The following is a 10,955-nucleotide window of genomic DNA, read 5'->3' as shown; positions in this document are numbered from 1 at the left end:
CCCTTACCTCCACCACTTCTAAAAAAACAGATTCACTTCTTTTCTGGTGCTACGTCTCCTCTCTTGTACAAGACCACTTTAAAATCACCAGCATGAATGCTGCCAAAAAAAACTATTTCATCAGGTTTGGGCTCATAATTCGATTCTACCTCTGAACAATCAACACCGTTGGTACAGATGTACCGGTCCCAGTTATCGCTTACATTGTCGGGCATACTCTGGAAAATATAATAGCCGTTTGCTACATTTTGAAATAATTTCTCGTCCATGCTGATTTGGTTTATGGTTCAACGTAGAGCAAGATAGAAAAAAATTAGATTTTGGTACTTAAAGATGTATCCTCGTAGCATCAAGATCACGTCAATCCGCAATTACCTTCAACCCAATCCCCCCGTATTTTTTCGAACTTTCTTCACCAACACACATGATGCGGATGTTGTCAAAGATCAAGTGGTCGCCGACCTGAGCCTGATCAATCAATTTTAGGGTATATTCATTGAAGGTTTCTCCTGGGTTGACAATGCTGATCCCGTCTTTTTTTCTGGCCAAAAAAAAGAGGTTGAAGCCAATCACCGGGCAATTGCTTTGGGCTTTGAAGCTGGGAAAAGTAGCATCCAGTCGCTTGAGCGCCTTTAATTCGGATAACTTGATTTCAGTGTCGGCAAGCAGTACGACCCTTTGGTGAGCTAAGGGACGATGGTATTGGTCAAAAGTGTTCAAGGATCGGTTGCCCAACAAAATCACGAAAGACAGATTGAACAGAATAAAGTAACAGCCTTTGAAAAATGATCGCTGGAAAGTGTGCATGGCTTTAAGGTTTGAGTTTTGATTGATGAAGGAATAATGCATTGTGGGGGGATTGGTTACAATTTTTCCATCCTGCATTATTACTTCATCAAAAAACTATTCCTTAATTGGATCGGCTACTACTTTGATGGCAATGTTGTTGATTTTTCGACCTTGTTCATCTCCTGGGCATTTGACCCGGATGTTATCAAAAATATATTGGTCTCCGATTTTAGCGTTCTGGGTAAATTTTAATGTCGCGTCATTAAAATTTTCTCCAGGGTTAGTTGATTGCCCAACATTATCTGTGCCTTTTTCAATATAAATAAGATTGAATCCTAAAATATTACACGCAACGTCCATGTCAAATCCAAATAATTTTGATTCCAGACCTTTGATTTCTTTAAGTGCGGACTCAGAAATAAACCCTTCGCGAATACCCACAGCTCCTAATACGGCAATCGGATCTGGAATAGGTTTTACTCTAAATTTCACTTCTTGCCGATAATTAGGCGCTTCAATGAAAATGATCGCTATACCTGGTCGAAAGGCCCTGGCAATGTATTTGCCTTTGCCTATTGTAGTCAATCGTACATCTCTGCTACTTGCTGAAACCTGATCAGCAGAAACACCTGACAATGCGACACTAATGGGATTGTCAATCCCCATGTAAAGCACATTCATTCGATCAGCAGCTACACTAAGCACGGCCTCATTTGGATTGACAGCTGGATTCGTATCACGTGCGATTAACTGGCTGGCAAGTAATGAACGTGCTTCTTGTTGGTTTTTTTGCGGTTCATCTTGTGGCGTTGGTCTGTTGTTACGGATGTCTTCAGCATTGGATTTCGGTTTCATCAGCTTTCCCTTTTCAGGTTGGGGTAGTAAAACAGGGGCATTGACACTTAGCTTCGCTTTTTGAGACTTAATCGAAGTGGTAAATGCGCCGAGGAAAGATGCCATCAGGAGCAAAACCAGCAAAATCGACCCACTCAAAGCGTTCGAATACTTGCGTTTTGTAGGTTGACCCGGACGCAACATGATTTGTCGAAGGCGGGTAGCAAAATGTGAAGATGGATTTTGTGCTTGCATAGCCAGGGGAATATTTTGATGGTGATTTAATTTTTGGAGTTGCAGCAAGGCTTCCGCATACAGCAGGTTGTCGCAACCAGAATACAAGACAGCGGCATCGCAGGCTTCTTCTCTTAACTCTTGCACACGGCGGGTAATCATCCAAATCAGAGGGTGATAAAAGAACAAAATCTGTAGCAGCGATAACATTAGATTCACTAAAAAATCAGCCCGCCGAATGTGGATCAATTCATGGCGCAGTAGCGCTTCCAGCAATGAAGGTGAGGTTTGCGCCACTAGTGCGATTGGTAAAAGGACAATTGGATAAAAAAATCCAAAAGTAAGGGGCGACGCGATGCCCGAGGATAGCCGCAAACTTACTTTGCATCGCAAGCCAATTGTGGCCATGACCTGTGTTAGCAATTGAGAAAAATAGGGGTCTTCCAGAGCAATGCTTTGGTGGCGCAAACTCCGCAAGGAGAAATAGTTCAGTACAAATCGCAAGCTGAAGGCGACCATGCCCAATGCCCAAGACCATACAACCCAAAAAAGGTGGCTTTCGATCCACGTTTTGAAATCTAAAACCGTAGAAACCAGTTGGTAATTTGTGGGTTGATCTATTGGTTTAGGCGCATAAGGAAGGTTTGTAGTAGTCTGCAAAATAGTATCCTTTTCTATCAAGTGGTGGTGGATACTGGCAAAGTATTGCCATTCACCCCAGAGGGTAAACGCGGTTGCCAGTACCATTCCACCAAGGATATACAGCAATAGATTGTGCCTGAATTGTGCTGGATGACGATGCCAAAACCGCTCCAGTCCAAGTGCCAAAAGACCCAGTAAACCAATTTGCCAAACCGAATGCAATAGCGTCCAATCAATGGCATAGATCAGGGGATTGCTATTCATGGGACTGCTTTTTTTTGAGTTCGTCCAATAGTTTTTCGAGTTCTTCCAATTCCGTGTTGCTTACTTCACCAGAACCCAAGGCTTGAATGGCCAATTGAGTGCTTGATCCTTCAAAGAATTGCTGCGCGAGTTTTTCAACCAAATTTTGACGGGCCTCCGCTTGTCGTACCAGGCAAGTGTAGTAATGCCCCGCTTCGCGATCCTCACGGCGCAGTAAATTTTTCTCCAGCATGCGTTGCATTTGTTTCAGCGTGGTGGTATAGCCAACCTGACGGTTGATGCTTAACAATTCGTGTACCTGTCGAACCGTAGCTGGTTCAATTTTCCAAAGTACTTGCAGGATCTCGAATTCGCCCTCTGAGGGTTGTGGGAATGTTTCAATGGACATAATCTACGACGTTTGTCGTAAAGGTATGATAAAAGGAAATGCGTTGCAAGTTTTTCTACGACATTTGTCGTAATTTTTTCAGATCAGCAATTCCCAACATCTCCACAAGGTTAATTTATTGCAAAATCCAAGGGTGCGAAGCGCAATCCCCAAAAAATGGGCTAATTTTCGGGCAAAACACCTAAAACCCTTAATTTCCCTTTCTTTTTCGATCAAAACCTGTAGAAATGAAAAGCTCTTGGTTCTTTTTTGCCCTATTCCTCATTTCTCTTCAACTATCGGGTCAAACACCTGCCGACCGCCCCAAGTTGGTGGTTGGCATCGTGGTAGACCAGATGCGTTACGACTACCTTTACCGTTACTGGGACAAATATTCAACGGGTGGTTTCAAGCGCCTGATCACCCAAGGCTACAATTGCCGCAATACGCATTACCCGTATGCTTTTACCGAAACTGGGCCAGGACATGCCACCATTTACACGGGGACTACACCTTCGGTGCATGGCATCGTATCGAACAACTGGTACGACGAAAAACAAGGTCGGGTGGTATACTGCGCCGACGACAAAAATGTGAGCGCAGTAGGTGTTGCTTCCAGCGATGGATTGCAAATGTCGCCCCGCAATCTATTGGTTACGACCCTTGGCGATGAACTCAAACTGGCCACCAACCACCGCGCCAAAGTCATTGGCGTGGCTTTGAAAGACCGCTCTTCCATTTTCCCTGCGGGTTATTTTTCCAATGGAACCTATTGGCTGGATGTCAAAACCGGAAATTTTGTAACCAGCACTTTTTATGCCCAAAGCCTGCCCACCTGGGTACAAAAATTCAACGAGCAAAAACTGGCGCAAGCCTACATCAATAAGCCCTGGACTCCTTTGCTCCCGCTTGCACAGTACACCGAAAGCGATGCCGACGATAGTCCCTACGAAGGCAAATTTGGGCATGAGGAAAAACCCGTTTTTCCGCACAATCTTCAGGATCTGAAAAACCTACCCAGTTCACCCTGGGGAAATTCCCTCACCCTGGATATTGCCAAGGCAGCACTGATCAACGAGCAGTTGGGCAAAGACGAAATCACCGATTTGCTGGCGGTCAGTTTTTCATCTACCGATTATGTGGGGCACTTGTTTGGAACCAGTTCCATCGAAGCAGAAGACACCTATCTGCGTTTGGATCAGGAATTGGCTGGGTTGTTGACTTTGCTGGATGAGCAAGTAGGCAAAGGGGAGTACCTGGTATTCTTGAGTGCCGACCACGGTGCGCCTTACAACATCAATTACATGAACGATCGCCGTTACCAGAAATCGGTAAACATGGGCCCGCCGGTGCAAGATTCATTGAATCAGCATTTGGCCGGGATTTTCGGCGTCAACAAGCTGGTGCCGATCTACAATGCCCAGGAATTGTATTTTGACGATGAACTGATCCAGAAAAATAAGCTCAAGAAGCCCGAGGTTGAACGCGCTACGGTCGAGTTCTTGTTGGAGCGGCCTGAAATTGCTTGCGCAGTTGTGCCTTTGAACGCGGATGTGAGCACTTGCAGCGGATTCCGCCGGGATTTGTTGATGAATGGTTTCCACGCCAAGCGCTCGGGAGATGTTTTGTTTAGTCTCGAGCCTGGCTATCTGAATTCAAACTACCAAAAAGGCGTTACCCACGGGGTCGCTTATGAATATGATACCCACGTTCCATTGTTGTTTTATGGTTGGAAAATCCAACCCGGAAGCGGCAGTCAAGCCGTTTTTGTGAATGATATTGCGCCAACAGTGGCCGATTGGTTGCGCATCAATGCGCCGAATGGCGCTTCGGGTAAGCCAGTGCAGGATATTCGATTGAAAAAGTAGTTTTAAGTTTTCAGTTGCACACATTTTTATGCAAAAATGTGTGCAACTGAAGTTATTGCTGCCAATTCCAGATGGTTTGCCCACTTCCCGTCACTTCCGGCAAATAACAGCCGTCGATTTTGTCAGGACGCACGTATTTGACCAAAAAATCGACTTTACCTTCTCGTTCTACCCGCCAAATTGCTCCTTCTACAGGGTCAATCGCCCCGTACCGACTCGCCTCGAGCAGCTGCATGGCTTGCTGAATAGACATGGCCTCTTTTCCATGAGCAAGCGTAGGAACAATTGGAATGTTGACTGCCGATACCCGCGCTTGGAACTCTTCAAAAATCACCCGTTCGTGGCGATTGTACAAAAGATCAAAGGCTACAAAGGGTTCGCGCCCTTCCAAATCGTAGCGCGTACCGTGGGCTTGCAAGAGCCACTCTCCACATAGGCGTTCTCCTTCCAGCAGCAGGGCGTCAAAAGTTTTTTGGTGAAAATTCACCCATTTGGCAAAGTGATGGTGTTGCTCGTAAGGCGAGGTAGAGGCGTGGTGGCCAGAGCGTACCAGGGGAATGATTTCCCCATCTTGCTTGGCAATGCCGACGTTGGAGCCATCGAGCTTTTCTTGCACAATGATCAAATCCTTGGTATCGCGGGGTTGCTCAGTGGCAATGCGGGCCTGACCCTCCGGGCAATGGTGATCCCCTCCGCCTAAACGCGAACCGGGAAGGTGAGGAATCGATCCGTAAGATTTGTGACCAAGTGGTTTTGACATTACAATCTTTGACAGGTGACTCTTAGGTTTCTGAGGTGCCTAAGGTGGTGAAATAAAACAACTAGAAAATCGAAGATTTTCATTTCCTAAGGGCTTCTTCAGTATCTGAAAAAACAACCACGAAGTAAACACCAATCCTGCTCATTGAGTTCCTGGCAGTTTTCCTTCCATTTTTTCCACATACTGAACCTCCCCAAGGCGCACTTTTACTGGAAATCTAAAGGCTTTTTCCATTTTAACCTCCATTTTGCAAAAAAACGGCAGTTGATTTACCGAGTACCATTGAGGAAAGGTGGAAGGAGAGGCCAAGGCTTGTCGCTTGAGGTTATCTGCGGGGTGCTGATCAATGGTTTGCATCGATTTCAAGAGGTTGAAAGTGGGGGAGGGCTTTACTGCTTGCCTCAATGTGGGGATGGATTTTCCCACAATACGCCAGTCATTTTGCCCATCCAGCAGGCAAATGTTACCACAAAACAGCAGAAAAAAGGCAATTAGCTTGATCATCTTGCAAAAATAACACCAAGTGGCACTTCGATGTTTAGATTTGGATCACGCAAAATGTCGTCATGACTGAATACTTGACAGTCATTTGTCCAACAAGCTTGGAATTCCAGGGTTTATTTCTCTAAATTGTGTGAAAAATCACAGATTCCTATGTCTACCAATCGTCGCAAGTTTTTGAAAAAAGCCGCAGCGGCTACTACGCTGCTTACCGGGGTTTCGCGTCAGGCTTTGGCGGGTAACAATTCTTCTGTCCAGTTGCTGGAACCATATGCCAAGCCCGTTGCCGCTACTGACAACATCCGTATTGGCCTGATTGGCTGTGGCATCATCGGGCATTTTGATACCGATACCGCCCTGAAAGTTCCCGGAGTTGAATTGGCTGCGGTGTGCGATCTTTACGATGATCGCCTGGTGCGCGCCAAGGAGAAATGGGGCAATCAAATCTTTACTACCCGCGATTTTCGTGAAATCCTGGAACGCAAAGACATCGACGCAGTCTTGATTTGTACCCCCGATCACTGGCACGATCACATCTCCATTGCGGCACTCAATGCTGGCAAGCATGTATATTGCGAAAAACCGATGGTGCACCACATCGATGAAGGTGCCAGGGTGGTTGCCGCTGCCAAAAAGAGCGGAAAAGCATTTCAGGTAGGCAGCCAGCGTGCCAGTTCCGCAGGCATCCACAAAGCACGGGAGTGGTACGAAAAAGGCCTGATTGGTGAAATCAACTATGTAGAAGCGGCTATGGATCGCTGCGATGCCCTCGGCGCCTGGAACTATACCATGCCTTTTGACATCGACCCAAAAGCCATTGATTGGGATCGTTTTTTGGGTGATGCCCCCAAGCGTTCTTTTGATGCGCTGCGCTTTTTCCGCTGGCGGAACTTCAAGGAATACGGCACAGGCGTAGCGGGTGACTTATTTGTTCACTTGATCACTGCTCTGCACACCATCACCGGCTCTTTTGGACCCAATCGCATTTTTGCTACCGGTGACCTCAACTACTGGAAAGATGGCCGCGATGCGATGGATTTGGTGACCGCTTTGATGGATTATCCCAAGACTGACAAACACGCTTCGTTTACCTTCATGACCCGCGTAAACCTGGCCGATGGCGGTGGTGGCGGCGGCGTAACTCGCCTGGTGGGTTCTGATGGGGTGATTGAGTTGGGTTGGAACGACGCAACGCTCAAAACCCTCAAACGCCCAACCGCGCCAATGTACAGCCCTTATTACGACTCTTTGTTTACGTACTCAGATGCGGAACAGAAGAAATTCCTGAAGCAATACGACGAGAAATACCCCAAAGACAAATTCACCCACGATGTGGAATTTCAGGAAAAAGTAAGCTTCGTTCCTGCCGAAGGCTACGACGATCGCTATGACCACATGGTGGTGTTCTTCAATGCGGTGCGTGGAGAAGGGAAAATCCTGGAAGATGCAGTCTTTGGATTCCGTGCGGCTGGCCCTTCATTGGCGGCCAACATGAGTGCGGATTTGAAAAAAGTGATCAACTGGGATCCGGTGAATATCAGGTTGAAGTAGGTTCTTTATTTCACGCAGATTCAACCGCAGGTTTTACGCAGAAAAATCTGTGGGCATCTGCGAAAAAATCTGTGTAGAATCTGCGTGAAATAAAATGTCTGCTAGTGTGTGGCCCCAAATCTATTTCGTCTCTGTCAATCTAATCCTCACCTTCACTTCCCGTTGATCTCTTAACAGGGTGAGGGTGACTTCATCTCCGGCCTTGTAATTTTCCAATTCCAGAATAAGTTCTTCTTTGGAATTGATGCGCTTGGCATTCATGGCAATGATGATGTCGCCCAAGACAATGCGGCCATATTCGTCGCGACGGGTAGCCCGCAAACCAGCCGCTGCGGCAGGACTGCCTTTGACCACATCCATCACCAGCGGCCCTTCCAATTGATTGCGCTTGATGTCGGAGGTTTCCAACAATTCTACACCCAGGGTTGGGCGCTTGATTTTGCCGTATTTGATCAATTCAGGAACCACCCAGCGCACTACCGCTACTGGAATGGAAAATCCGATCCCGGCAGAAGCGCCAGAAGGGCTATAAATGGCGGTATTGACCCCAATGAGTCGACCAGATGAATCCAGCAATGGCCCGCCGGAGTTGCCAGGATTGATGGCAGCGTCGCTTTGAATGGCATCGCGAACCGGGAATCCACTTTCGGTTTGAATCTCCCGACCCAATGCACTGACGATCCCCGTGGTTAGGGTTTGATCCAATCCAAAAGGGTTACCAATGGCGTATACCGACTGGCCAACCCGTAGATCTTCGGAAGTACCTACCGGAATGGGGATCATTTTGTTGGTGGGGGCTTTGATTTTCAACACCGCCAGGTCTTTTTCAGGAGCAGAACCAACCAATTCCGCTTCCCAGGTGCTGCGGTCGGCCAGCGTTACAAGGGCTTTGGAAGCACTCTGAATCACGTGGTAATTGGTGATGATGTGGCCATTGCGATCCCATACAAAACCGGAGCCGGAACCTTGCGGGATTTCCATCACGTTGCGTGTCCAGAAATCCCGGCGCACAACCGAGGTGGTGATGTAGCACACACTGGGCGCGGCGCGCTCAAACAGGCTGATGGTGTGTTCTTCTTCAGGCGTGGTGCCTTCTCTGGCACTGGCAGCACGGGTGGGCAAGGAATGTTGCTGTTGTCCATTGCGGGCCACTACTTCAGTAGCGGTATCTTGTTTGTTTTCGGTATTTCTCCAGGCGGCGCCAGCAAAAAAAGCACCGACAAGCAAGAGAAGTGCAAGCAGGATGCGCATGTTTGGTTGAATTTGTGTTTATGTGTTAAATTTCCAGTTTTGGATTTTATGTTCACACCATTCAACCCATTTGGATAGAACCGTGTGAACATAAAAACTTGAAATCAGGTTTTCCGTTCTTTCTTTTTTGCCGCAGGAAACAAAATATTGTTCAAAATCAAGCGATAGCCAGGTGAGTTGGGGTGCAAACTCAGGTCTGTTTCTGGATCGTTGACCAGGTGGCGGTAATCTTCTGGGTCGTGGCCACCATAAAAAGTCCAGAAGCCTTTGCCAAAAATACCGTGGATGTAGCGGGCTTCGCCGTGGGCTTTGTTGTCACCCAAAACCAGTACATTGGTTTTGAGGTATTGCTTGCGGAAAGCTGTGGTCTGTCCCATAAAGCCTTTCACAGTGCGGGTATGGCATTGCGTCAGCATAGTGGGAACGGGATCCCATTTGGCTGAGAAATCAAACAGGGAAAAGTAATCTTGTTCGGCCATTACGTCCCGGCCAGGAGATTGGCCCACATCGATATTGGAAAACTCGTATTCCATCGGGTTTCTCACCAATGTGAAGTTCTTGAAAGCGAAGGTCTTGCTGAAATCAAGCTTTGATTGTGCGGTTGGATCAGCGGGGTCACCATCGTACATTTCGGCACAAATATCGAGACCGTCGGCTGACAGGGCGATGTCGTATGTATCGGTTGCCGAGCACATCGCAAACATGAATCCACCGCCACCTACGAAATCGCGGATTTTTTTCACTACCGCCAGTTTTGCTTCTGATACCTTGTTGAAGCCCAGGCTACGCGCCAATTCTTCGGAGCGGCGCTGGTTTTCTCGGTACCAGGCGTATGAGCTGAAGGAACGATAGAAGCGACCGTATTGACCCGTAAAGTCTTCGTGGTGCAAGTGCAGCCAGTCGTATTGGGCCAGTTTATCGCTCATTACCTCGCGGTCATAGATGACTTCGTAGGGAATTTCTGCGTAAGTAAGCACCATTGTCACGGCATCGTCCCAGGGTTGGATGCGCTCTCCTTTGGAATCCGTATCTGGCGTATACACCGCTATTTTGGGTGCTTTCTCCAGTTTCATGGCTTCCATATTGGCCTCTGGATCGGCAATTTGGGTCAAAATGGCATTGAACTGTGCGTCGGGAATGATCTCGAAGGAAACACCCCGGGTGAGGCATTCTTTCTCAAAAGCTTTGTTGTGTTGAAAAGCAAAACTGCCCCCTCGATAATTCAACAACCACCACGCCTCAATGCCATTGTTCAGTACCCAATAGGTAATGCCGTAGGCTTTGAGGTGATCTTTTTGCTTATCCTGTTCCATCGGCAGCAGCATGTAGGCCGCTTTGATAGGACCAAGTGCTGCACCCATCAGCACCAAAACAACCAACCATTTCTTGATCATATCCGATTATTTTATTTTGCACTCATTTTAGACATGCTTTTACAACGGAAATATAGAAAAGTTTTGGATTTTCGCTTAATTTGTTTAGCAAATCTCCAAAAGAACAAACGTATTGGAGGCACTTTGGGTTGCTTTGTAGGAATAAATTTTCGACTGCAATTATTGACAAAGGAAGCTGTTCTTTATTATTGTGTTGTCGTGTAGCCGCAAAAGAATCATATTGCCAGAAAGTTGCACGATGGAAGATGTGAATTTCGTTTATATTTGCTGGCTTACCGCTCGATAACCCGACAATTTAAGTACAATTATGGATCGTTTGACTTTTTCTTACCCCGTTTGGTTTCTCTTGTTTTGCTTTTTGCTCGGCCTTGGCTACGCGATGCTTTTGTATTACCGCGACAATAGCTTCAAGGATCAAGCGCCTTGGTTGCGTTGGTTGATGAGCGGACTGCGTTTTTTGGGTGCCAGTTTTTTGGCCTTCTTTCTGCTTTCTCCATTGC

At 47.0% G+C, this 10,955-nt stretch carries 11 protein-coding genes and 1 pseudogene; 3 read left to right on the top strand and 9 right to left on the bottom strand.

Translation table 11 applies throughout. From position 1 onward, the window contains the following. Window positions 1-32: 32 nt before the first annotated feature. The 5 genes from ABW391_RS26905 to ABW391_RS26885 form a co-directional block, all read right to left on the bottom strand. Window positions 33-269, bottom strand: a complete 237-nt coding sequence (locus ABW391_RS26905) for a hypothetical protein (protein WP_353485005.1) — start codon at window positions 267-269, stop codon at window positions 33-35. Between the two features lie 91 nt (window positions 270-360). Next, complete coding sequence (locus ABW391_RS26900) at window positions 361-807, bottom strand: GldM family protein (protein WP_353485004.1); 447 nt, start codon at window positions 805-807, stop codon at window positions 361-363. Between the two features lie 96 nt (window positions 808-903). Further along, window positions 904-2,538: a M56 family metallopeptidase gene (locus ABW391_RS26895; RefSeq protein WP_353485003.1), complete on the bottom strand. Its 1,635-nt coding sequence runs from the start codon at window positions 2,536-2,538 to the stop codon at window positions 904-906. After that, complete coding sequence (locus ABW391_RS26890) at window positions 2,535-2,741, bottom strand: hypothetical protein (RefSeq protein WP_353485002.1); 207 nt, start codon at window positions 2,739-2,741, stop codon at window positions 2,535-2,537. Before ABW391_RS26890 ends, ABW391_RS26895 begins: the two co-directional genes overlap by 4 nt. Before the next feature lie 14 nt (window positions 2,742-2,755). Continuing rightward, the gene (locus tag ABW391_RS26885; RefSeq protein WP_353485001.1) at window positions 2,756-3,151 is read right to left on the bottom strand and encodes a BlaI/MecI/CopY family transcriptional regulator; all 396 of its coding nucleotides are present in this window, start codon (window positions 3,149-3,151) and stop codon (window positions 2,756-2,758) included. A gap of 227 nt (window positions 3,152-3,378) precedes the next feature. Between ABW391_RS26885 and pafA the strand changes: the two genes are divergently transcribed. Beyond that, window positions 3,379-4,998 carry an alkaline phosphatase PafA gene (gene pafA / locus ABW391_RS26880; protein ID WP_353485000.1) on the top strand — a complete coding sequence of 540 codons (1,620 nt, stop codon included), beginning with the start codon at window positions 3,379-3,381 and terminating at the stop codon, window positions 4,996-4,998. Between the two features lie 52 nt (window positions 4,999-5,050). On the opposite strand, the gene ABW391_RS26875 is transcribed toward pafA, so the two are convergent. Next, on the bottom strand, window positions 5,051-5,758 hold the full coding sequence (locus ABW391_RS26875; RefSeq protein ID WP_353484999.1) for an RNA ligase family protein: 708 nt from the start codon (window positions 5,756-5,758) through the stop codon (window positions 5,051-5,053). Between the two features lie 141 nt (window positions 5,759-5,899). After that, on the bottom strand, window positions 5,900-6,262 hold the full coding sequence (locus ABW391_RS26870; protein WP_353484998.1) for a hypothetical protein: 363 nt from the start codon (window positions 6,260-6,262) through the stop codon (window positions 5,900-5,902). A gap of 150 nt (window positions 6,263-6,412) precedes the next feature. On the opposite strand from ABW391_RS26870, the gene ABW391_RS26865 reads away from it, so the two are divergent. After that, window positions 6,413-7,810, top strand: a complete 1,398-nt coding sequence (locus ABW391_RS26865; protein WP_353484997.1) for a Gfo/Idh/MocA family protein — start codon at window positions 6,413-6,415, stop codon at window positions 7,808-7,810. A gap of 120 nt (window positions 7,811-7,930) precedes the next feature. On the opposite strand, the gene ABW391_RS26860 is transcribed toward ABW391_RS26865, so the two are convergent. Further along, the gene (locus ABW391_RS26860) at window positions 7,931-9,061 is read right to left on the bottom strand and encodes a S1C family serine protease (protein WP_353484996.1); all 1,131 of its coding nucleotides are present in this window, start codon (window positions 9,059-9,061) and stop codon (window positions 7,931-7,933) included. A gap of 104 nt (window positions 9,062-9,165) precedes the next feature. Beyond that, window positions 9,166-10,455 (bottom strand): asparagine synthetase B, encoded by a 1,290-nt coding sequence (locus ABW391_RS26855; RefSeq protein ID WP_353484995.1) that lies wholly within the window; start codon window positions 10,453-10,455, stop codon window positions 9,166-9,168. Window positions 10,456-10,762: 307 nt separating this feature from the next. On the opposite strand from ABW391_RS26855, the pseudogene ABW391_RS26850 reads away from it, so the two are divergent. Beyond that, window positions 10,763-10,955 (top strand): annotated as a pseudogene (locus ABW391_RS26850) (hypothetical protein); the annotation flags it as partial.

The sequence above is a fragment of the Haliscomenobacter sp. genome (genome assembly GCF_040403615.1).
Classification (GTDB): Bacteria; Bacteroidota; Bacteroidia; order Chitinophagales; family Saprospiraceae; genus Haliscomenobacter.
Note: the sequence above shows the minus strand (reverse complement) of the source record. Positions and strands in the feature narration are given on the sequence as shown.